This is a genomic window from Paenibacillus pabuli, assembly GCF_039831995.1.
In the GTDB taxonomy this organism is placed as follows: Bacteria; Bacillota; Bacilli; order Paenibacillales; family Paenibacillaceae; genus Paenibacillus; species Paenibacillus pabuli_C.
This window is the reverse complement of record NZ_JBDOIO010000003.1, coordinates 741,885-764,406: the sequence shown is the minus strand read 5'-3', so window position 1 is coordinate 764,406 and position 22,522 is coordinate 741,885. Positions and strand designations below refer to the sequence as shown.

20 protein-coding genes and 2 pseudogenes are annotated in these 22,522 nt (G+C 39.1%); 1 reads left to right on the top strand and 21 read right to left on the bottom strand.

Going from position 1 to position 22,522, the window contains the following annotated elements:
- Nucleotides 1-3: 3 nt before the first annotated feature.
- The 13 genes and pseudogenes from nfsA to ABGV42_RS05540 form a co-directional block, all read right to left on the bottom strand.
- Nucleotides 4-744 (bottom strand): oxygen-insensitive NADPH nitroreductase, encoded by a 741-nt coding sequence (nfsA, locus tag ABGV42_RS05600; RefSeq protein WP_347380765.1) that lies wholly within the window; start codon nucleotides 742-744, stop codon nucleotides 4-6.
- Nucleotides 745-770: 26 nt separating this feature from the next.
- Nucleotides 771-2,105 carry an NtaA/DmoA family FMN-dependent monooxygenase gene (locus ABGV42_RS05595; RefSeq protein ID WP_347380764.1) on the bottom strand — a complete coding sequence of 445 codons (1,335 nt, stop codon included), beginning with the start codon at nucleotides 2,103-2,105 and terminating at the stop codon, nucleotides 771-773.
- A 184-nt stretch (nucleotides 2,106-2,289) separates the two neighbouring features.
- Complete coding sequence (locus ABGV42_RS05590) at nucleotides 2,290-2,715, bottom strand: MarR family winged helix-turn-helix transcriptional regulator (RefSeq protein ID WP_347380763.1); 426 nt, start codon at nucleotides 2,713-2,715, stop codon at nucleotides 2,290-2,292.
- Nucleotides 2,716-3,250: 535 nt separating this feature from the next.
- Nucleotides 3,251-3,544, bottom strand: a complete 294-nt coding sequence (locus ABGV42_RS05585) for an HPr family phosphocarrier protein (protein ID WP_347380762.1) — start codon at nucleotides 3,542-3,544, stop codon at nucleotides 3,251-3,253.
- A gap of 143 nt (nucleotides 3,545-3,687) precedes the next feature.
- Nucleotides 3,688-5,089 (bottom strand): annotated as a pseudogene (locus ABGV42_RS05580) (glycoside hydrolase family 1 protein).
- A 138-nt stretch (nucleotides 5,090-5,227) separates the two neighbouring features.
- Nucleotides 5,228-5,956 (bottom strand): MurR/RpiR family transcriptional regulator, encoded by a 729-nt coding sequence (locus ABGV42_RS05575; protein WP_347380761.1) that lies wholly within the window; start codon nucleotides 5,954-5,956, stop codon nucleotides 5,228-5,230.
- 437 nt (nucleotides 5,957-6,393) lie between these two features.
- Entirely contained in the window at nucleotides 6,394-6,885 is a 492-nt protein-coding gene (locus tag ABGV42_RS05570) for a nuclear transport factor 2 family protein (protein WP_347380760.1), read from the bottom strand.
- Between the two features lie 80 nt (nucleotides 6,886-6,965).
- Complete coding sequence (locus ABGV42_RS05565) at nucleotides 6,966-7,439, bottom strand: nuclear transport factor 2 family protein (protein ID WP_347380759.1); 474 nt, start codon at nucleotides 7,437-7,439, stop codon at nucleotides 6,966-6,968.
- 58 nt (nucleotides 7,440-7,497) lie between these two features.
- Nucleotides 7,498-7,983, bottom strand: a complete 486-nt coding sequence (locus ABGV42_RS05560) for a nuclear transport factor 2 family protein (RefSeq protein WP_347380758.1) — start codon at nucleotides 7,981-7,983, stop codon at nucleotides 7,498-7,500.
- A gap of 143 nt (nucleotides 7,984-8,126) precedes the next feature.
- Nucleotides 8,127-9,149 carry an LLM class flavin-dependent oxidoreductase gene (locus ABGV42_RS05555; protein WP_347380757.1) on the bottom strand — a complete coding sequence of 341 codons (1,023 nt, stop codon included), beginning with the start codon at nucleotides 9,147-9,149 and terminating at the stop codon, nucleotides 8,127-8,129.
- Between the two features lie 355 nt (nucleotides 9,150-9,504).
- Complete coding sequence (locus tag ABGV42_RS05550) at nucleotides 9,505-9,942, bottom strand: MarR family winged helix-turn-helix transcriptional regulator (RefSeq protein ID WP_347380756.1); 438 nt, start codon at nucleotides 9,940-9,942, stop codon at nucleotides 9,505-9,507.
- A 577-nt stretch (nucleotides 9,943-10,519) separates the two neighbouring features.
- Nucleotides 10,520-11,743, bottom strand: a complete 1,224-nt coding sequence (locus tag ABGV42_RS05545; protein ID WP_347380755.1) for an RNA polymerase sigma factor — start codon at nucleotides 11,741-11,743, stop codon at nucleotides 10,520-10,522.
- A 462-nt stretch (nucleotides 11,744-12,205) separates the two neighbouring features.
- Nucleotides 12,206-12,883 carry a hypothetical protein gene (locus ABGV42_RS05540; RefSeq protein ID WP_347380754.1) on the bottom strand — a complete coding sequence of 226 codons (678 nt, stop codon included), beginning with the start codon at nucleotides 12,881-12,883 and terminating at the stop codon, nucleotides 12,206-12,208.
- A 541-nt stretch (nucleotides 12,884-13,424) separates the two neighbouring features.
- Here ABGV42_RS05540 and ABGV42_RS05535 point away from each other — a divergent pair.
- A complete protein-coding gene (locus ABGV42_RS05535) occupies nucleotides 13,425-14,171 on the top strand; it encodes a hypothetical protein (RefSeq protein ID WP_347380753.1) in 747 nt (248 codons plus the stop codon).
- A 700-nt stretch (nucleotides 14,172-14,871) separates the two neighbouring features.
- On the opposite strand, the gene ABGV42_RS05530 is transcribed toward ABGV42_RS05535, so the two are convergent.
- From ABGV42_RS05530 to ABGV42_RS05495, 8 genes and pseudogenes are all read right to left on the bottom strand, one after another.
- On the bottom strand, nucleotides 14,872-15,633 hold the full coding sequence (locus ABGV42_RS05530) for a formylglycine-generating enzyme family protein (protein ID WP_431523637.1): 762 nt from the start codon (nucleotides 15,631-15,633) through the stop codon (nucleotides 14,872-14,874).
- Between the two features lie 482 nt (nucleotides 15,634-16,115).
- Nucleotides 16,116-16,613, bottom strand: a complete 498-nt coding sequence (locus tag ABGV42_RS05525) for a DinB family protein (RefSeq protein ID WP_347380751.1) — start codon at nucleotides 16,611-16,613, stop codon at nucleotides 16,116-16,118.
- Between the two features lie 135 nt (nucleotides 16,614-16,748).
- Entirely contained in the window at nucleotides 16,749-17,771 is a 1,023-nt protein-coding gene (locus ABGV42_RS05520; protein ID WP_347380750.1) for a phosphotransferase enzyme family protein, read from the bottom strand.
- Between the two features lie 55 nt (nucleotides 17,772-17,826).
- Nucleotides 17,827-18,390 (bottom strand): GNAT family N-acetyltransferase, encoded by a 564-nt coding sequence (locus tag ABGV42_RS05515; RefSeq protein WP_347380749.1) that lies wholly within the window; start codon nucleotides 18,388-18,390, stop codon nucleotides 17,827-17,829.
- 185 nt (nucleotides 18,391-18,575) lie between these two features.
- Nucleotides 18,576-19,115 (bottom strand): GNAT family N-acetyltransferase, encoded by a 540-nt coding sequence (locus ABGV42_RS05510; RefSeq protein WP_110821544.1) that lies wholly within the window; start codon nucleotides 19,113-19,115, stop codon nucleotides 18,576-18,578.
- Nucleotides 19,116-19,330: 215 nt separating this feature from the next.
- Nucleotides 19,331-19,918, bottom strand: coding sequence for a GNAT family N-acetyltransferase (locus ABGV42_RS05505; RefSeq protein WP_347380748.1), 588 nt, complete (start codon nucleotides 19,916-19,918; stop codon nucleotides 19,331-19,333).
- A gap of 174 nt (nucleotides 19,919-20,092) precedes the next feature.
- Nucleotides 20,093-20,362: a CD3324 family protein gene (locus tag ABGV42_RS05500; RefSeq protein ID WP_347380747.1), complete on the bottom strand. Its 270-nt coding sequence runs from the start codon at nucleotides 20,360-20,362 to the stop codon at nucleotides 20,093-20,095.
- Between the two features lie 1,592 nt (nucleotides 20,363-21,954).
- Nucleotides 21,955-22,506 (bottom strand): annotated as a pseudogene (locus ABGV42_RS05495) (serine hydrolase); the annotation flags it as partial.
- Between the last annotated feature and the right edge of the window lie 16 nt (nucleotides 22,507-22,522).

Here is a 22,522-nt window from a genome sequence, read left to right as displayed (position 1 = left end):
GAATTATTTTTTTGCAAAGCCTTGTTTATTTAAATACTCAAGCATGAAGGGTTGTTTACTTCTTTCAAGATGATCTTCGATATGATCTTTCCATCCCTTTACTCTCTTCACTGTGAAAGGCGCGCTGACAGGACGATCTTGATAATACTCACGCATTTGTTGATCATAAGCTGCTAATTTTTCTTCATCGAGTGGCTGGTACTGATTATTAAACATGACCATCGATTGAGGCAAACGTGGTTTTAGTCCAGGTTTCTTTCCATTAGGCTGGCCTATACATAGTCCCACTAAAGGAATTACATACTCTGGTAAATTTAATACCTCCGTTAATTCTGCTATATTAAGTCTTACTCCACCGATATATACACCACCGAGTCCCATTGATTCAGCTGCAGTTAACGCATTTTGAGCCATTAGCCCAGCATCGAATGAACCGATTAAAAGAAATTCAATGTAGTCAAGGTCAACATTTGGGGCAATTTGATGATTCCGGTTAAAATCTGCACAAAAAATCCAAAACTCTGCTGCTTCTTCAATATAAGGCTGATAGCCAGATAGCTGCATCACTTTTTTTCGAAGATCTGGATCTTTAATTCTAATGATAGAAACGGCCTGTAGAAGGCTAAATGACGAAGTTTGATTAGCTGCCTTAAAGATTGCCCCCACTTGTTCCTCTTCCAGTGGTTGATTCGTATAAGAACGAATGGATGTATGATTATGAAGCAATTCAACGGTACTATTCATTTAATCCTCTCCTCTATTATTAAATATTAGTATTCCAATCTTCCGTATTGAAAAGGAACTCCCATATTTTCACGCAGTGTTTTTCCTTCGTATTCTCTGTGGAACAAACCACGTTCTTGCAAAATTGGGACAACCAGGTTCACAAAATCAGCAACTCCATCATAGGCTATATCCGGAACAACCGAGAAGCCGTCACATGCGCCTGCCAAAAACCATTCTTCTAAGAAGTCAGCAACTTGTACGGGGGTACCTGCAACTACCGGGTGATAGTTGATAACCCCATGAGCAAGAACATCTCGAATAGATAGTCCTTGTCTTAGCCGCTGTAAAGCGATCTGAGAACGTGGATCCATTGGATTGGCATAGGCTTTTTTCAACAAGTCTTCCGGTAAAGGTTGATCAATATCTATCGAATTCACCGAAAGTGGTAAACCAACCATGGAACCAAGGTAGCTTACCCTGCTCGGAATCTCCTGAGGATTAAAACTCATAAGCTGTCTTCGCCGTTCTAAAGCTTCTTCTTCGGTTGAACCTATGGAAAACATAAAACCTGCATACATCTTAATGTCATCAGGATTACGGCCAAAACGTACAGCACTTTCTCGAAGCGCTTGCCTGTGTTCTCGAGCAGATTCTATATCATAAGGATTTGCATACACACCAGACGCGTACCTCCCCGCCAATTCCAATCCTTCATTCCCTCCACCTGCTTGAAAAATAACGGGCTGACCTTGTTCAGAAGGGGGGATTGGCAAAGGACCACGCGATGCATAATACTCCCCTTTAAGATTTATAGGTTTAATTTTGTCCATGTCAGCAAATTGTCCGTCTTCTACATCTAACGTCCACGCGTCTTGTTCCCAACTTCCCCACAATGCTTGGACAATTTGGATAGATTCATGAGCCATGTTATATCGTTCTTTCCGACTGGCAACCTGAGCACCAAAATTCGCTGCAGCTGCTGGATTAGATGTGGTGACCGCATTCCATCCTACACGTCCATGACTTATAACATCCAGTGCTTTGAATTGACGTGCTATATTATATGGATAATTAAATGTAGATGAGAGCGTAGCAACAAGCCCAATATGTTTCGTTTCCCTGGCTACAGCCATCAGTGCTAACAAAGGATCCATAGGGAAACCAGGGGTTTGAGGGCCTAAATTAACGTCTAATACAGGAGTATCCGCGATGAAGATCATATGGAATTTTCCTTTTTCGGCTAATTTAGCTCGTTCCACATAAGCATCCGTATTCGTGTAAGCTGCTGGATCAGTGCCGGGCATTCTCCAAGCACTGAATTCACCTCCGTATCCCGAAACCATTTGTAGCGCTAGTTGCATTTCTTTTCCTTTATTCATGTTTCTTTTCTCCTTAATTTTTAATAGACATATGAACAAAAAATCTAATGAATTATTTAAACAGGCAGTCTTATATCGTTAACAGATTAAGTATAATTACTGTTTATTCGGATTGATTTAAATTATTTAGCCTGCTAAATAAATGAGTTTAGTTAGCATACTAAGTATGATCATAGGAGAAAACTTAGACTAAGTTACTCTCCATTTGCTTCAAAAGCCGCCTTAATAATAAGCGATCTTCCGGTGAAATTGACTGCAGTAATTTTTCTTGCTGCTCTCTCCATTTGGATTCAACCGGTTTCTCTAATTCTCTGCCTTTGTCTGTTAGAAAAATCCGCATAACCCTTGCATCATGTTCATCACGTTTACGGTATATAAACCCATTATGCTCTAGTGACTTAACCATGTTTGTTACCGTAGGCGGTTCGCATTTTAAATGTTCACATAATTGCATTTGTGTTACTCCATCGCCTAACCACAAACGAGAAAGCAAATTATCTTGACCTACATAAAGGTTAAGTTCCCTCAGTGATTCGCTATAATCTCGACGCATTTGGGAAGAAACTCTATCTAACGACTGACGAATATCACAGTCCACTGTATCTGTCATTAATACATCTCCTCAGCCAGTCAACCAGCAATAGTTAGCCCACTAAATATATCACGGTGATATCTTTGTGTCAAACAGGGGGCAATTACCTTAATTCAACAAGGGATCTGATGCCATCATCGTGATATTATAATTATCAGTTGCATCGTAGGCAGATATTCACATAGCTACAACGTTCCCCTGCCCGTTAGCTTAATGGATTAACAGGCAATTAAGATTAGATATACACCTAATCGGGAATAGGAACATGTTCTTGTCCGAATACGGCAATCGGTACAAGTTCTTGTCCTCAACTGCAAGTTTCATTACAATATTACGCTTCTTTAATACCTAACCGCTGAAATTTAAATCTTTCATCGTTTCAGTTATTCTATAACAATGTGAGCATTTTCATTTATTATGGAACATAAAGCGGTTTTATGCGTATTCGCACAATGTTTAGATATTCATCTAATCGGAAATTGGACTATGTTCTTGTCAATTCCGGCAATTGGTACAAGTTCTTGTCCCTCGACATGCTTCTCTACACTTTATTCTAATTGTCTATATCACTTTCCCTTAACTTTCTAATAAGAAACTGTTCTTCGATACATTGTATTGCCTCACACTCATCTTGACCATCAATTCTTACAATGATTTCTGCGCCAGGATTGATATCCAAAGACATAATCTCACGGAATGAAGTGATTGGATCTTGTTCGAGACAGGCAATTCTACCTTCAAACTCTATAGATATGTTTGATCTATACATCCTACCAGCTGTAACAAGTAATGTAGCAGGACGAGCAAAACCAGTAGTTATAGTCATTTTAAAGTTTTTCTTCAACAACGCTAATCTCACCCCTATATAGCATTCATTTTAATTCGACAGCTAGTCTAAGATAAAACTCACGATATGAAAACTCCCATTCAATGTATGAAGGGAGTCTAGAAGGCGTTGCCATCTTACACTATTCTTTGTTAATGGTTGACTCAATCTAAATCCTCACCATTAGACTCAATCACTTTTTTGTACCAGAAGAAGGAGTCTTTACGACTACGTGCAAATGTTCCTTTTCCTTCATCATCTGCATCAACATAGATGAAGCCATATCTTTTTTTCATTTCACCGGTACCCGCACTAATGATATCTATGCAGCCCCAAGTTGTATAACCGATTACAGGAATGCCGTCAATCTCCACAGCTTTCTTCACTTCCTTAATATGCTCTCTCAAGTAATCGATACGATACGGATCATGAATGCTTCCGTCCTCTTCCACTTTGTCCACTGCACCGTAACCATTCTCTACAATCATCAGAGGTTTTTGATATCGATCATACAACGTATTAAGTGCATATCTCAATCCTTGTGGATCGATCGTTGCGCCCCAATCGGACTTTGGCAAAAAGGCATTGGTATAACCCGTATTTACGCTGCCGTGATCGAATGCCAAATTAGAATTTTTACCTACGACTAGCGTGAAATAATAACTAAAACCAATGAAATCTACTGTGCCTTTTCTTAGAATCTCATCATCCCCATGCTCTTTAAGAATTTGAATATTATTTCGTTCAAATTCTTTTAACTTGCTTGCAGGATAATACCCTCTACACATAACATCGCAGTAGAAGAGCATCTTGTTCGTAAATTCAGTATTGGCACGGATGTCGTCCGGATCACATGAATTTGGATAAGAGAACAGACCTCCGTACATCATTCCTATTTCAAAGTTTGGATCGATTTGATGTCCTAATTCAACGGCCTTTGCACTAGCTACAAACTGATGATACGCCGCCTGCATTAAGGACTGTTCATCCGTATTGACTATACCTCCAGCCAGCCACGGCATGATAGACATACAGTTGATTTCATTGAAAGTCAGCCAATACTTAACTTTGCCTTTATAACGATTGAAAAGAGTCTCACAATATTTTAACGAAAAAATCAACGGTTTTTCTGTTCAGCCAAGATTCGTATTTATCAACCAAAGCTAATGGAGTTTCGTAATGCGATATTGTAACCACAGGTTCAATTCCATATTTACGGCACTCATCAAATACAGCATCATAGTGTTTTAAGCCTGCTTCATTTGGAGTATCGTCATCTCCATTTGGAAAAATACGCGTCCAATTGATCGACATTCGGTATGCCTTAAATCCCATTTCGGCGAACAAAGCAATATCTTCCTTATAATGTCCGTAATGATCCACGGCAACATGGCTTGGATAGAGAAACCCTTCCTTCACATTCCTAGTGTTTATTCTTTCCTTTGTAGCACTACCTGAAGTCATAACATCAGCAGTGCTTAGCCCTTTGCCATCTGTAAGATAGGCTCCCTCGCTCTGATTAGCAGCAGTTGCTCCACCCCATAAAAAATCTTTCGGAAATGTCATATATATACCTTCTTTCTAAAACGTTATGATTATATTTTTTGCTCTATTGTTTCTGTTGTTATCTTAATATAATCACACCTAAAAAACTGGTCAAAAATAGACCAGTTCTGGGTTTAGGAAGTATGTTGATAATAGAACTTATTGAAACATTACATCAAACAATCGTAATAAAGTCTGACTACTGACTGCGGTATTTTCAATTTTTCCACATTGTAAAACTTCATCAAATACATCTTGATGTTGGTGTGTCTTTGAAAATGTAATGAGTAATTTCTTCCCCATTGTTCTTGTGATTTTCTCAAGAAAGAACTCCTCAGATAGTATGTATCCTTGAATAGAGATCGTGACAACGAGATCCTCCTCCGTCAGTTCGTCGAGAGCAGCCATTTGTTTAAACAGATTAGTGTCACATTCGCAAAATTTCCCGGTTAGAAGTAACTTTTTCTGTAACTCCATAGCTTGTAGTTGATGTTTTTCAAAGCTTAGTATTACAATTCTGCTCGATTCATTAATTTGTTTAACAACCCGTTCAATCTGTTCTCCGGGGATATTCTCGATTATTTCTACATTTTCTTTTAACTGCTCGATAAACCCGTATGCATTTAAATTTGAATCTGTTTTTTCCAAACATGCACCGTACTTGTTAACAATCATATTCCTTAAATTCGAAAAATTCCTAAACCCTATTTTTTTGCAAAAACGATTGATTGTAGAAGGAGCTACACTACATGCTTCTGCTGCTGTTTCTAATGAAAACCCCTCAATCTTATCGAGATTTTCCAATAAGCGTTTTGCAATATGATAATTTATATCCTTATCAAGAGAATTATTCATATATGCTAAAAGTCTATAAATCAACGCTTCCACATTTCTCACCTCTGATGAATAGTTTACCGTATTTTATCAAAGTGTCATTTTCAGACCTTCATTCAGTATAACTCCGAGTACACTTTCTTATGTGCAAAAAATTTAAGTACTCTTTACCCAGTGCATTTTATTCATTGGACTCTGCTACTCTCTGATTACTACAAGCTATTAACCAGCGTCTTAAAGCCAGCTATCCTAGTAATACCCGAGAAAGCCTCTAGACACATATCATGTCTGGAGGCTTTTCGTTTTGGCAAGGTATAAATTAAAGTTTGCTTCAATTATACATGGCACTTTGGCGATTAATGTGCAATGTCTACGTAAAAAGGTGTAAACTCTGCTTAAGCCTTCGCAAAGACATTTCGTTCTGGATCGGCTATCCTAATGCCCGTTAATCAAGTCGCCATCGATATATGGTATTATATTTATCATTTGAATCAGTTCCATCTATTAATTAAGGTGACGTTCTCCCTACCCCAATGAGCCATTATTTCAATTATTTTACCTGATTCATCAAATTTCATGACGTCAATAATATCTATAGTAACTACTTGTCCCCCCACGTCCATATAGAGTTTAAATGCCATAGCTGCTGAATTCCCGTAAGATGTAGAAATCGGAGATATTAATTCGGCTTTTATCGGAATATATTGCACATCATCTTCTTTAGGAGTTTCTGTTTTAAAACCCTTGGTAGTTAATCGAGGTTTTGTACCAATTGGATCTTCACCCCTAACATTATCTGCAAACAAATTATGCATAGCTTCTGGATTCTTATTATTAATTGCTTCGATATAGCTTTGCATAGCTTTCTTCATATGTTCTTGTGTAGGCATGTTTGTTGGAATATTCAATGTTTCTTTATTTTGCGTAATATCTTTTAGAACATCTTTCCAGCTCATTTCTTTCCAATTAAGTTCTTTGTTCATTTTTTATAATCCCCTTTAATTTATATTCGCTTAATTAACTTTCTTAAAAATTAAAATTAAAATTAAAAGGATTCTTTCTTCTATTTCAATAATATTTTGACGTTCTCCCTACCCCAATAAGCCATTTGTTCAATTATTTCACCTGATTCATTAAACTTTATGACCTCAATAATATCAATTGAAATATCTTGACCATCAACTTCCGCGTAAAATTTGAATGTCATAGCCGCTGCATTCCCAAAACTTGTGCTAATGGGTGCTACTAATTCTGCTTTTTTCGGAATAAATGGCACATCAAAGAATTTTGCGAAATCTTCTGTCAACCCCTTTTTACCTAAGAGAGTTGTTGTTCCAACTGGATCTTCAGCTCTTATATCATCAGCATAATAAAAAAAAGTAGGTGTAGTACCTATTTTATTAATCATGTCAATATGACCTTGCAGAACCTTTCTCATATACTCTTCCGTCGGTATACTTGTAGGGATATTTAATGTTTCATTCTTTTGTGTTAAATCTTCCATGAATTTCTTCCAACTAAATTCTTTGTTGTTCATTTTTAAATCCCTTTGTGACATATTGCTTTAAATGGTTATCTTATTTGTTTTTATTTTATTAACTTTCAACAAGGCTTACATTATCCCTACCCCAATGAGCCACTACTTCAATTATTTTGCCTGATTCATCAAATTTCATAACGTCAACAATATCTATAGTAACTTCTTGTCCCCCAACATCCATCCACAGTTTGAATGCCATAGCTGCTTGATTCCCATATGATGTACTAATTGGAGATATTAATTCGGCTTTCTTCGGAGTAAATTGCACTTCTTCATCTTCAAAATCTTCTGCTGAAAATCCATTGCTAATGGTTAAAGCTTTTGTACCAAATGGATCTTCAAGGGTGTAATTATCGGCAAACAAATTAAGTGTACCTTCATGATAGTTTTTATTAATCATATCAATATAGCTTTGCATCGCTTTTTTCATGTGCTCTGGGGCAGGCGTGCCTGTAGGGATATTAGATGTCTCTTTATTTAGCGCAATATCTTTTAAAACTTCTTTCCAACTAATTTCTTTCAAATTAAGTTTGTTGTTCATTTTTTATAATCTCCTTTTATATTGGTTTAGAGGATCATCATTACAATACATATTAGGTCAAGCAGTTCAATCCCGTACACCACCTCCTTCAAAGGATAACTCCCTTCTAAAGAAAACGAATAAGAATTAAGCTTTTTCATTTATTAAGCTTTATTTATGAAATCGCTTATGATTTCGTACGACTTGAGGCGGTCCTTGTGATCATAAAAGTAAGAAGTTAATATAATCTCATCTGCTTGAGTGTTTTCAATAAAGGTTTGAAGTTGATCCTTAACGGTTTGCGGACTCCCCACAATACTTCCTTTTAAGGATTGAGAGATAAATTGCTTTTCATTTTCGTTCCAAATCGTATCCATATCCGCTGGAGGTTGGATAGGTGCTGCCTTACCCCGAACCATGGCCAGGCTGCTTTGTTTTAAGGAAGAAAAGAGCCAATTTGCCTTCTCATCTGTATCTGCTGCCGACAGGTTCAAACCCATCATGACATAAGGCTCTTTTAATGATTCTGAAGGTTTAAAATTCTCCCTATATGTTTGAATCGCAGGGAATGTGTAAGATGGAGAAAAGTGACCTGCGAATGAAAAAGGAAGGCCTAAATAAGCGGCTAACCTTGCACTGAAATCACTCGATCCTAATAGCCATATCGGTATTTTCAACCCCTCCCCTGGAATCGCTTTTACTGGATTCTCTGAGTCGGATTTAGATGGATCAAAATATGCCATTAATTCATTGACTTGTTCAGGGAATTCAATTGCTCTTTCCCTTCTTAAAGCTCTCGCTGTGGATTGGTCACTGCCTGTTGCCCGGCCTAATCCTAGATCGATGCGATTCGGATATAGTGATTCCAAAGAACCGAACTGCTCTGCGATTACCAATGGCGCATGGTTAGGTAACATTATTCCACCAGATCCAACTCGTATTCTATTTGTACCTGCTGCAATGTGGCTTATTAGAACAGATGTAGCCGAGCTTGCGATAGGCGCAAGATTATGATGTTCTGCCAACCAGTAACGATTAAATCCCCAGGCTTCAGCATGCTGTGCAAGATCAAGCAAATTTTTAAAAGAATCCGCAGGTGTACTTCCCTCACTAACTGTTGCCGAATCAAGTATTGATATTGGAATTGCACCTAACTTCTTTTTTGTTGCAGTGTTTTCAACGGACATGTTTGTTCCCCTCTTCTTTAGAAAATGAAGCACTAGCTTGTATTTTAGGATTAGTTGGCCACGTAAATTAGACGATTCTTACTGTAATTAATGAATTTCTAGGGAAAATTTAAAGTGAACTTTTTTAGGTTATCCACTAATTCGTTTATAGCCCATTTCGCAAGATGCTAAAATCCCTTTAATAGAATTTTTAAAAAATACTCTTTTTACTATTCTCCATCAAATGATGTCTTTGAATTATTCATTTGTATATACACATGATAAACAAAAAAAGAGTGTATCTTCTTCTAATTGAACGATAATATATAACTTAACTATTCAGTTGTACATGCAAACGATTAATTAAAAAAAAGAGTTACAAGCCCTCTTTTTTTAAGATTTCACTCGCTTCGTTAAGGTTCTTTGCAAGTTCATTACTTTTTTCTATTCCCAAGATTGAAAAATATCGTTTGTCAAGTTTATCAAAACATTTATCCAATTTCTCGCAAAAATCGATCCCTTTTTTTGTCAAATGTATATGTGCTTCCTTCCATTCTAATCGTCGATAAACTAATTCAAGTTTTTCAAGTTTATCAATAAATCTTGTACTCGTGGAAGGAGCAATTGACAATTTATCAGAGATTTCTTTTTGTGTGATTCCAGGATACAGATTTACAATTGTTAAGAGATACAAGTAATTTGGGGACAGATCAGTCTCTGCAAAAGCCTCTTCTGCAATCTTTGTCATGTAACGAGCAAAACGATTCGATGTGAAATATAAACATAAAGACAAAATTGATTCATCTCTTATCACTTTTATTCACCTCTCATTTGCATATACAAATTAACACATGATCCATTTGAAGTCAAGAGTTAAAACAGATGTCAACTTCTAAAATGCGATTTTTTAACTAATTAACCTTCATAATCGAATTCAATTCTAAGATATTCTTTCTTCTTTTTTAAGATCTTATTCCGCACAAAAGCCAATCGCTCTATGTTTGTACAATTGTTCGAAGTTTGCGCTAACCTGCCCGTTATGTTAATGAACGGGCGAATAACGATTAGATATACATCTAATCGGTAATAGGAACATGTTCTTGTCCAATAAGGCAATCGGTACAAGTTCTTGTCCTTGGCTTGGGACAAGAACTTGTACCGATAAAATAAAAAAGCCGCTAAAAAAGCGACTTCAATGGGAACATGTTCTTGTCCCTCGACATGTATGCTTCGTAAGAGTCCCTCGACAATTTCAGCTGCTTCCTTAGTTCTATTAAGCTATTGTTTCCCGTTAGTTTAATGAATTGGAGCAATGAAAATTAGAAAATACCTATCTAGTCAATTAAAAGAAGCCCATTTCAATACCCGGGCAACATACATTTTTGTATGAGTTACTTACTTATAAACTCAACCATCTTCTGATGCAATTCCTTCTCGGAACATTGATAGATACCATTAAAATCCTGAGGGTTGCGGATCAATTTGTTTAAAAGGTCTATTCCATATTGCTGAACAACAAACTTCACGAATAGGTACGAGAACTGAAAACCCTTCATCGTATCAAAATCCCAGGTATCATTATCTAATTGTTCGAACGTTGGGATTGCTAAATGTTGAATAGCCTCTTTCGTTGTATCTTCAATATAGTCCTGAGTCATCAGTTTGGCTTCATATCCACCAATCCCCTGCCTTATCCATTTTGGAGCCTTCGGATTGATTTCACTTATTAGCCACATGGTGAACAAATGAACTGTTCCTTTGAGAATTGATTGATAGGTATGCTCCGGTCCTGGATTTAATGGAGATACAATCTTAAGAATACTTCCTTCATAGGTACCCATGAACCAATTCGGAGCATCTGCTTCTCCGACCGCTTGGTGAAACGATGGCAGATCAGGATATACTTCAATAGTTACTTTTCGTGATGGATGATAATTGTACTTTAACGAGATTCGTTCAATATGATCACTTAGTTCATTGAACAGATCATGGTGTACCTTTTTGAGCCGGTTATTTAAACCCTCGTTTTCACCCTTATTAACAATTGAAATCAAATCTTGAATAGACATGATCGTAACGCCTCCCCATTCTTTCAGTTCCTTTTTAAGTTTTTCTAAAGCCCTATAGAGTCTGTTTTTCACTGCACTTTCACGCATCCCTACGATCTTAGAAATTTCAAGCAATGTGCAGTCCACGAAAAAGCGTAATGCAATGATTTCTTGGTCCTTCTCATCTAGCTGTTTTAGTGCAACTCCAATATCAATTCGAAAATCAACATATTTCGTAAATTCAAGGGAGATCGACTGGGATTCATATCCTGTGAAATCAAACGGAGATTCTTTTTTTCGCGATAACCTTCGATATTCGTTTTTCACTGTATTCTGAGCAATCTTGAATATCCACGTGAATAAATTTGATTTACCTTGAAATTGGTGAAGATTCTCGACAGCTTTTAAAAAAACCTGTTGAGTCAAATCATCTGCAACCATCGGATTCAACTTCAACGAAAAGTACTTGCAGATTCTTTGTCGATACCGCTCATAAGCGTCTTCAAAGTTGGTGATACTTTCCTGTTTATCCGGATAAACAGGATTTGTGTCATGAGCTCCTGACATGGTAAAGAACCTCCTCTTGATTTACATTGAATTAGACACCAGAGACAGTCAGAAGGCCACGAAAAAGTAAAATAAATATGTATTCAACCTTTCAGGCTTGTGGTTTGCTCAACTACTTACTTACAGTACTAGGCAGATATAGATTCTAAGTAAACAAAAAAAAGAATGTAAAAATGGAGCAGAGCCAACGCAGCAAACTGCTCCAAGATGATTTTGATTGAGCTAACGTTTCCCGTTAGCTTAATGACTTGTGACGCCTTTCACCGTGATGAATTCATTCAAATGCTAAGTAAATACATCATTATACAAACAAAAAAACCACTCCCGACTTGAACTGCACCCCAATTGTTAGACACAACTACCAATTGGAGGTGCAGTTTTTTTATGACTAATTTCAGTTCAGAATCTCGAAACTTCTTTCGATGAAATGTTGAATAACCGCCCCGTAAAGGGGCGGTTTTCTTAGGCTTGCATAAATGATTCTAACGGTTCCAGAATCGCGAACGTCTTCTTTGCATCCTTCTTCCGTTGCTCATCATAGAGTTTGGTCAACTCTTCGAATGATTTAGCTTTAATCTTCGTATAACTCGATTTGGTGTATCTGATTATGTACGTCTTTACCCCTTCCTCTTCACTCCACTCGTAAACGACATCATATTGGTCCCTCAAATTCTTTAAATGAAGTGACCGGCGCAACACTGCAAAGTGTTCTTTAATGGCTTCATCGCATTCCTCCATAATCTTCTCATATGTGCAGCCAACTCGTATCAGAATCTCCGATGCCCGTTCATCGCCGTATCTCGCGAGAAATTCCTTCAACGAAACCAGCGCATATAGCAATATTTGTTCCTTGTCATTCGGATTCCTATATTCATAACAGCCTACAACCAATTTGCGGTCGGTCATCTCCTCCTTACTGAATTGCATATTAAACAGATACTCGAGTGTCTTTTGCTTCATAACGGTTTCCAACATCTGTTCTTTATCAATCCTGATGCCCGTTGTCACCCACGGAAACGGTAGTTGGCAGTTACCTTCACGCGGTATGCTGCCCCTAAGATTCAAAATCGGCATACCCGTAGCAATTGCGTACGACCTGTTATATCCTTCGTCCGCGAATATTTCCTGTTCTTCTAGCATGTGTCCTGCCTCCTTTTAGTACCAAGTTCCATTCGGTGACTATTGCATATCCATAAAACTACCACTTTTTTGTGCTGGTCTCTTATTAGTTCATCAGCGCTTTTCATTAACCCACGAAGATATTTCTGGAATATATTGTATCACAAGAGAAAAATAAGTCCATTTAATGGTTCCGTTATCCTGGCCGTTGACTAATGCCGGCTGCCAGTCTAACAATTTATTTTCACAGAACAGCTGAAGCCCAGGCGACCGGCACGCCGCTGCTCTCTCCGATCCGGACGAGATCCGCGCAGCTTCATAGCGCCCACCGGCACAGCTCACACCCAGGACGGCCCACTAGTGTACTCCTTTTACAGGCTAAGAGTGATGTCCGGATTATAAATTCCTGAATGACGTTAACCTATTTGTCTGCGACTATAATTATAGGTTACTGAGTGCTGTGAAGTCATTACGGATGTAGTATATAATGGTAAAAAAATAGACCTTATAACTTGACTGTATTTTTGAGCACATCGGATAACGAATACGCGGAGGGATGGTTTTGAACCGGAGGATTTGGTTTCTGGCTGTAATCACATTGATATTAACAGTAGCATTAACAGCCTGTGACAGACATTCGACATCAGAAAAAAAAGCAGCAACCGCGAAGATTGAAAAACACCTTGCGGAAAAGTATGAAAAGGACTTTGCAGTGGAAACAGCCGATGATTTCTTTATACACGTTCCGGGAGAACTCACTGGAGATATAGTGGGCTTTGAAACACAGGCTTATCCGGTAGATGCGCCCGAAGAAACGTTTAAGGTAGAGTATTGGGAAGAAAAGGGCATCATTGAGGATGACTACATAAATCACCTTATGGCAGGGAAATCGAAAAGCGAATTATCGGAGCTCATATCTCCCATTTTGGGCAGGGACATTAAAATCGACGCCGGATATGATAATAGGGCCTGGGGAAATATGCCGGAAACTAAATACACTCCCGCTACATTAACCGGGGATTATGATTACTCTGCTCTTGTAGACGTATATGTGAAGCAAACGAAGAGCATAGATAAAATGGCTGAGGCAAAAAACATTGACTTAATCCAGAGAAGCTTGCTGCAAAAAGGGATAGAGGATGTAATTATCGCTTTCTACTACATGAGTCCTGATGAATTTGAGCTTATTGAGCAAATCAGAAAAGAAGATGAAGAGAACAATCTCTATCAGATATGCCGGGCCTCTGCCTCATGCATAGTTGCTTCCGGAAGGGTAGATGAAGGCGAAGTTGTGGACGGCTATAACTAGATATTGGCGGAGTTTGACGTGTATAGAGAGGCTCCTTATCAGGCCGAGGAGTAACAAAAGCAGCTGATTCGTTCTTTATTAATTGTTTCGTCATTTAAAAGAAGCAGGACAGAGATTCTCAACTATTGAAGAATCTCTGCTTTTTTTTGATCTCCTGTGGGGTGCTTCAGCACGGAGCAGCGGTTCTTTCGCAGGGCGTCCGGAGGGAAAATAACAGTATTCCAGATAAGCGCAGGTTGGCGGACCGAGTTAGATTCTGGAGAAGATTTTCACGTGTCACGCGTAGACTATATAAAGGGGCAATACTAATATGAATACACATATGATTGAGCAATTTTTCGTAGACGGCCCAGGCCGTCCTTTGTCCGTCTCCGGAAGTACCGAGCGGCCAAGCACGCCTAGGAGCGCCCACAAGCGGAAGCCCAGGCGACCGGCACGCGTCCGATCCGGACGAGATCCACGCAGCTCCATAGCGCCCGCCGGCGCAGCTCACACACCCAGCACTTTCCTATTAAGCTAACCTGCCCGTTAGTTGACAAAGCAGCCGACCACTTGAGCACACCCCAATTTGTTAGATGTTGTCTAACAATTGGGGTGCATTTCACACATGGGTCAGTTGCTTTCTTCAAAGTGTTAAGATAACTTTTCCCGCTAGCTTAAATTGATTTTTGTCAATATTGAGATAGCTGATCTCGAGTACTTAAAGTTTCGTAAGTGCAATCCTAAAACCAAGATCATCTATCTTGAAATCGGGCATGCTTTTTCTTCTGCTCGTAGAACCACAGTTATTCTCCACTTCTGCCCAACTCCCTCCTCGGAAAACTCTATAGTTCCCATATCGCTCCGTATCATATAGGTCCCAGCACCATTCCCAAACGTTTCCGATCATATCGAAGATCCCCCATGGATTAGGAAGCAGTTGTCCTACTGGATGAACTGCTCCATGGGAGTTCTCTTGATACCATGCAATTTGATCAATTTTCGCATAACGATATCCCGTGGTTCCCGCTTTGCACGCATACTGCCACTCAGCGTCAGTTAATAAACGAAAGCCATTCGCTGTTTTGTTATATCTTGTCTTCTCACTTTCATTCGTGATTGTATAGCATTCAGTCCTACCAAGCACTCTAGACAATTCGTTACAAAAATTGATTGAATCTTTCCACGAAACATCCGTCATTGGCGAGTAATTTAGAATTATCTCTTCTTCTTTGTGCATGATTAAATGATACAATTGCTTTGTTATCGGATATTTCATTACATAGAATGGTTCAATCGTTTCAGTCCATGTGACTGAATTCTTAACACTTCCAGGGTTTGATAACGTGTAATCCGAACTAAGCCATTTATCCGTATTAAAATAATCACGTAATTCAATGGTTCCTCCCTTAACCGGCACCATCAAATTAATTAATTCTTGTTGAAATCGTTCTTTGTCACTTTTGTACTTTGGATTATTCATCATTCCCACCTCTCCATATTCCCTAGATTTACTTAGTTAGCTGATGAAATCCCTTTCGCTGCTCATATTTAAGTCCCTCAAGAAAGATGATCTCGTGTCCGCCTCACATAAACATTCTCCCATGCAAATTCACTATCCTGCTCAATGAGAAGCAATCACTTATTTCCATACCTTTTCTCCTTGATGTGGGATAAAAAATCAATGCATAAAAATAGCCGCAACTGCGACTTTCAAAGTAAATATGTTTTGTTCTGTCTAACATTGCCAGAGGACTAAATACTTCGTAATTGTTATCCTGTTTTATTCCCATTCTGTTAAGATCCGATACGATATATAGACTCCATAAATGGAATCGAACCACAGAAGTAAAAGTCGGATTTTTTGAAGGAACAACGGTTTGTGTGCGTATCATATTGATCTGGAGTTTAGTTTGTTTTGTTATACTATAGTTTCCCGTTAGCTTAACGTCGGTGCGTCTTAGTTCATTTGCCTTCCTCATCGGCCGTGGGACCGTAGAGGCCTGGTAATGGAATGTCGAGAAGCCGCAAATAAACTCCGAGCTGCGCCCGGTGGTGAATCATGTGGCTAAATCCGAAGGTGCGAAGCGCGATCGCCCGCGGTTGGCGCAGGATGATATGGTCACCATTCCGCAAGGTCCATTCCTCGCCGAGCATATTCTCGTCGCATTCGGCTAACAGCTTTTTAAGCTTGAAGACGTTCGCGTCGAATTCCTCCAGCACGTCTTCGCGTGTTTCCAAGGGTTCCCGCGGAAGCGGAACGGTCGAAAGATTAAATTCAGGGTAAAGAAAAATCGCCATTTGCCAGTTCAGCAGGTTGATCAGGTGCGTGGCCAGTCCGCCCAACGTCATCGATTTCACGTGTGGTTTCCACGTCATATGCTCTTCAGGCAAGCGCTCCAGGATGCGGCGCGTAGTGGTCAGCTCATGCACGGCGTCTCCGACGATCAGTTGTTTCACCATCGATTCTCCTCGTCTCTCTTTTATTTAAAATGTACTCAATATATACTAGCATATATTGTAAGTAATCTGCCCATTAGTTAAGAAAACGGCAGTCGTTGTTACTAACCACCAGCCCTATTCAAGTTCGCTAAAAAACTATATTTTTTCAGGTTCTATAGGTTCTATCACTTTGAATAAGAATGACCTGTCATTTATGTATTCTGTAATATAGGCCAGAGCATATTTTTGTTCCTCGATTAAACTAGGTATTTCTCTAGTATCAGACGAGTGATGACAATAGTTTTCAATCATAAACATGATGAAAAAACATTCTAGGTCGCGAATGTAATCCTTGCCAAGTTTGACTACGCTCTCATATCCTTGAATAAGTAACCATCGATGTTTAGGATAAAGCTCCAACAATGCAGCTGCCATATCATACAAATAGTATCCAAACCCGCATCTTCCAAAATCAATTGGGTATGGGAGTCCGTTGTTGAATACAACGTTTCCGGAATGCAAATCCGCATGAATTAGACCGTAATTTCGAACATCTCGTTGCATGCTGGCCAATTGATCAATGATCTTATCTATGGCTTTTTGATATAGCATCCATGATCCGCCCGATAGAAATCGTGGATAATAACGCTCTAATTTGGTTATTTCTTCCCTGAAACTAGAAATCCCCCAATGAGGTCGAACAAAATTATGTGATGCATCTAAACTTGCTGAAGTTTCATGCATTTTCCCCATCATAACGCCAATGCTGAACACATGACTATCTGTGAACTCTCCACTCCAACGCTCTCCCTCGACCCATTTCATTATTGTGACACAAGGTTTCCGATACCCATCCTCTGTTTCACATTCCAAAACATAAGAGCCATTGCGACTCATAATCCCTTCAGGTACTAAGTCACCTATTTTCCTTAATTCATTAAGAAAAATAAGTTCAGAAATGATCTCTTCTTTGTTTACTCTTTCTGAATGAATGCGAAGTAAATAATTACCCGTTGTATTGGTCTCTATTTTGTATGTAATGGTACCTGACAATTGAATAAAACGAATACAATTCCATTCAATTTCATACTCTCGAATTGCCCATAGAGCAACATTTCTTGCTCGTGAGAGCAAACTTTGTCTTGTTTCGTCTGTATCAAAGTGGAAAAAAGGTTTCAAGACTTCACCTTCCCTGTCTTTAATATTCTCGCCCCAATTTCTGATAACATCTTATTCACGAACTTCGTAAACAATTCCATATGTAGGGTAATCGCGTTGTTTGTCCATAAACATACTCATCGTAATGCTTCCCCTTGGTAAAAATCATTTCTCTGAGTATCCCTCCTTGGACAAATCCAAGATGCTCCTGCCAAGCACGTGACCCATCATTGAAGGAATACACATATGCGTTTGCCTTACAATAACGTAATTCCTCAAAGTAATAACGGAGCAATATCCTTATAGCCTCGGAAGCATACCCTTTTCGCCAATGTTTACGAAATAGAGCTACCCCGTATTTAAAGGTGCCATTACGTGTATCACAACTGCTTGCGGTGATACTGCCAACGAGAGTTCCTTCGAGTGTTTCAATTGCAAGAAATACATTATCACCTTTTGACGCATTGGAGACTGTGCGTTCCGCCCAATCCTTTGTCCCATCCTCGGACCTCGGAAAATAAATAGAATCGGATAGTCTTGCACCTTCCGAATCTTGATCATTTTCATGGAATTCCTTCCAATCTGATGTTATCACAGGGCGCAATCTAACTATTGTGCCTGTCCAAATGTTTGTAGCCATTCTTTTCTCACCCTTATTACCAAAGTGCACCACTCACTCTCAGAGGAAATCTACTTAATTAAACTCCCGTTAGCGAAATAGCGGCTTTGTTGCTGTAATCGTCCAGCAACGAGCTTGTGTAGTACAAAAGCACCTTATCAGGTAAATTGATAAGCTCCAGCCCAAGCACCAACAATACATCCGACTCATGCAAGATTATTAAAGCGGAAAATAAGTTTATGTCCATCGAAGGTTTCCCCGAATTCCTCCATGTAATTGCCATTCGTATATTTAGAAACCGTTTTTCTCCAAAACCTTTGTCCAACAACGTTTTTGGCTGAAGGGTTAGTAAACAGCTCCCAATTCCCTCTGAATTGTTGAAACACCATAGTTGCCGCCAGTTCAGCAATCCCTTGACCTCTTAACGATTGGATTAAAAAGAAATCATTTACAAAATAATCAATTCCTTTATTACAGTACGGAGGGGTCGCTACTCGAATAAACCCCGCTGGTATCCCATTTGCCGAAATTAAATAGGGAAATAGGATGCCAGGCGGCTTCTCCCACCAAATATTTTGAACCTCATACTGCTCACTTAATGTTCTGCAGTCGTCATTCTCCTCATAGATCCCATGTGCATTTGGAAGTCTGTCATAATGGCCGGATAGGTCATATAGGTACAACGGTAGCAGGTTTTTAATCACATATGCATTATTTTTGTCCGTTAATTGTACGTCAACTTTCATTGCACTTCTCCTTTAATGGGGTATGGATTTTCTCGAAATTTTACGCAACATATTGTGATATCGCAATAGAAATATTCATTATAGCTAAACAATACTGCCGGTTTGCATAATAAAAGGGAGCAGCTGCTAACTGGCAAGTTGCTCCGTGCTATGTAGTTCAACGAATATCGGATAACCTTGTTTATTACAAAACCTATGAATAAGGAACAACCTCTCTAATTACTCACTTTTTCAGAACTCGTGCTGAAGCGAAAGACTAGCATTTCTCCAACATCAGGATGATGACCAAGTTCTTCGGAGTATTTCCCGTTGATACATGTGTTAAGTGTTCTACGCCAGAAACGTTTCGCACGTTCGTTTCGTTCGGTGGGATTTGTTTGCACTTCCCATTGCCCTGGCATCTTTCCAATAATCTGTCGCACCGCTTCTTCTCCAACACCCTTTCCTCGATAATTACGTAATAGAAAGAACTCATTCATGTAATAATCGATATAGTGAGGACATGGTATGAAAGGGGAAGTAGCCACAAAAGCAAGCCCCGCAGGTATATCATCCACTGTGATAAGATAAGGGAATAATACGTTCGGGTGTTCCCACCAAATATCAAACACGCGATTCTGTTCAATCAAAGTTCGGGTATCATCATTCTCAAACACCCCATAACGATTGGTCTTGCGTTCCCATACTTCAGACAAATCATGCAGATAAAGAGGATAAATATTATTGATAATGAACTTCTCCTCCATACCGCATAGTCTAGCGGTAACATTTAACTTATTTACTTCATGATTAACGCAATCCATTTTGCAACTCCTCCGATTCCGATACTCTCAATCAACGATATCACTGATACCATAATTCTTGTCTAGCATCAGTATAAGGTGAATATCGCATCCTTTATAGGCAGAGTATTTATCTATTCATTTTTTACATAAAACAAAAGGCCCGTGTTGGTTTTATCCAACATGAGCCTTTTGTTATGCCTGCGTTTTATAAACAATCTTCTTAATGCTGTCATGGGATAGACAGTAGGAACTCGCGAGTTGATCCACATTCATACCCTGCCTGAAAAGCTTCCGAATTTCTGCATTCCGGTTCAAAAGAAATTCACGTTGCCCTGAATCATGTCCCCACTTTTTTCTACATCCTTTGGGTGCGGGGATATATAAAGTCTTGCCTTGTATATAATTTTGTATTTCACGAAGTAAATTTTCTGGTAAAACCTCACTTGCTGAAACATATTTCATCAGCTTCGCCCCTTCATCTAATATCGATGGTAAGTTGCAAAGCCTACATGAGAAACGGTTTCTTGCCGTTAATTCCTTGTTATACGGTAAGAATAATAAGCTCCATGCAAACAACCGCGTTAATGTCATATAGACTTTGCATGGAGCAAGTCTCGAAACCTTGCATCGGTAAATTTTCACAAAGCATAGATTCACTAACACACTTCATAGCGATATCCCTCTCTCTGATGATATTTACTTATATAATTATTTCTTCATCACCATGATGAATTCCTTCTGAAGAAAGGATTAAACCATTAAACTAAACTGCCCGTTAGCTTAATAAAACAGATAAATAATTTAATTGACTAGAGGCCGATGAATGAAACCAAATTCCTTTTCCCTTCCAATCCTTAAATTATCCAACCAATACCCTTATCTAACCAAAAACGAAGCGAAAGGAACACGAATACAAGAATTGTGTGATTGGGATGGCGGAATTTGCTACTTTTAGAATGGCAGACTCCCGAAATTCTTTCGAAGTATAGATAAAACCCAAAATTCCAAAGGCCTGCTCGATGCCTCTACATAGATACTCTGACTGGAGATTCCCGCCCTTCCATTCTTCAAAGATGATCTTGATATCTCTCGCGGTTATGGACTTTAAAAAAAACCTAAGTCCGGATACAAAAAAATCGTTACGCATGCGAATTTTTAAATTCATGTGCTTTTTTTTTCGCCACATGATATCCATCATGATACTATTTAGATAATTACCTAATCCGAAATGACACATTGTTCTTGTCCTCAGCTTGGGACAAGAACTTGGTTCCTTAAAACAAAAAAGCCGCTATAATAGCGACTTTGAATGGAACAATGTTCTTGTCCCGCGACAATATAAAGCTCGGGATGCTCTCTGCCCCCCGCATTCGATAAATCGGTTTCTACGAATGATAACATCATTCACCCTCCCTGATTCAAATCAGCTACACGCGTCATTCGCAATCAGGATCCCGCTCATAACGGTACGTTCGAACTGATTATCTTCAATTAGGGCCTTTCCGGAACTGGTCGCAAGGATGCCGCGGGTTGGAATTCTGGAAAAATGATTGTTACGTATCTCGACATCCGGATTCCATTTGACCGGGGTTATCGTGTGTGATTCATCTGATTATGGTTATAGAATAGAATTCTTAATATAAAAAGAACGATAATCGGCTTATATTCATGGCTCTTTTCGACAATCTGTATATTTTGTTGTCACTCGACACCGTTTATACCTGATTAAATGCTACTAGGAAATTAGTGACAATGATCTTGCCGCTAGAGAGCAGCGTATCGAGGATTAAAGAGTTTTCAGCAATTTATACACACATGGCTGTCAATCATACTGCTGCACTGGTCCAACGTTCACGGTATGCACTTTAAATCGTGCACTTCAGGGATTTATCCGTATCTTTCTTCTCCAAAATGTCTCCACATTTGCGTCAAAATCCTACAATGGGGTCACATTTGTGCATTTTTTAATGACACAAATCAAACCCCATAAAATAAAAAAAAGCCCAGAGAATCAGGCTTTAGTACTTTCCGTAATGGGGGCGTGTCATTAGACATATATGATGTGTCAATTCTGACGCAGCTAGCTGCCCCAATCCCGGCAACGACTCATAGCTTCTTTTCCACAAATATGTGCGTCCATTCTTCTCGGTGACGAATTTGACCTCGGAGGTTCCATTCTCGTTGATAAAGCTTCATCCGAAGTGTTCGTCTCCTTATCGACAGGAATGGTCAGCTCTCCGTCCTCGCTCTCGGAACTGTGAATCACTGCTGGCGTAATAGCCTGCTTGCTTCATTACAGCTTGCGGTACCCTAGTCTTTACGGGCTTAGCAAATGATTTGTCCGGCTTGAAGCTCTTGATTTCGTCCTTTTCCTTGAGTGCTAGCAGCAACAATTCGCTTGCCAACAGTTGATTTGTTCCACTATTACCGCCGGAAGTTAACACAGCAGGTGCCATATTTTTCTCAGGAAGCTCTGGCCAAATGCCTTTCTTGTATTCCTCCTGTTCCATCGCCCGAACCGACTTGTCTGAAAGAATATTGTTTGTCTGTCCCATAAATATTTGCGAGAATCGTACCATATCTTCTGCTGTGGAATGAATCCCCCCCGCTAGCAATCACATT

Excerpts from the sequence above, each read along its gene's own strand:
- nfsA (WP_347380765.1), bottom strand. The coding sequence starts at position 744 with ATGAATAGTACCGTTGAATTGCTTCATAATCATACATCCATTCGTTCT.
- ABGV42_RS05595 (WP_347380764.1), bottom strand. The coding sequence starts at position 2,105 with ATGAATAAAGGAAAAGAAATGCAACTAGCGCTACAAATGGTTTCGGGA.
- ABGV42_RS05590 (WP_347380763.1), bottom strand. The coding sequence starts at position 2,715 with ATGACAGATACAGTGGACTGTGATATTCGTCAGTCGTTAGATAGAGTT.
- ABGV42_RS05570 (WP_347380760.1), bottom strand. The coding sequence starts at position 6,885 with ATGAACAAAGAACTTAATTGGAAAGAAATGAGCTGGAAAGATGTTCTA.
- ABGV42_RS05565 (WP_347380759.1), bottom strand. The coding sequence starts at position 7,439 with ATGAACAACAAAGAATTTAGTTGGAAGAAATTCATGGAAGATTTAACA.
- ABGV42_RS05560 (WP_347380758.1), bottom strand. The coding sequence starts at position 7,983 with ATGAACAACAAACTTAATTTGAAAGAAATTAGTTGGAAAGAAGTTTTA.
- ABGV42_RS05555 (WP_347380757.1), bottom strand. The coding sequence starts at position 9,149 with ATGTCCGTTGAAAACACTGCAACAAAAAAGAAGTTAGGTGCAATTCCA.
- ABGV42_RS05545 (WP_347380755.1), bottom strand. The coding sequence starts at position 11,743 with ATGTCAGGAGCTCATGACACAAATCCTGTTTATCCGGATAAACAGGAA.
- ABGV42_RS05540 (WP_347380754.1), bottom strand. The coding sequence starts at position 12,883 with ATGCTAGAAGAACAGGAAATATTCGCGGACGAAGGATATAACAGGTCG.
- ABGV42_RS05530 (WP_431523637.1), bottom strand. The coding sequence starts at position 15,633 with ATGAATAATCCAAAGTACAAAAGTGACAAAGAACGATTTCAACAAGAA.
- ABGV42_RS05525 (WP_347380751.1), bottom strand. The coding sequence starts at position 16,613 with ATGGTGAAACAACTGATCGTCGGAGACGCCGTGCATGAGCTGACCACT.
- ABGV42_RS05515 (WP_347380749.1), bottom strand. The coding sequence starts at position 18,390 with ATGGCTACAAACATTTGGACAGGCACAATAGTTAGATTGCGCCCTGTG.
- ABGV42_RS05510 (WP_110821544.1), bottom strand. The coding sequence starts at position 19,115 with ATGAAAGTTGACGTACAATTAACGGACAAAAATAATGCATATGTGATT.
- ABGV42_RS05505 (WP_347380748.1), bottom strand. The coding sequence starts at position 19,918 with ATGGATTGCGTTAATCATGAAGTAAATAAGTTAAATGTTACCGCTAGA.
- ABGV42_RS05500 (WP_347380747.1), bottom strand. The coding sequence starts at position 20,362 with ATGAAATATGTTTCAGCAAGTGAGGTTTTACCAGAAAATTTACTTCGT.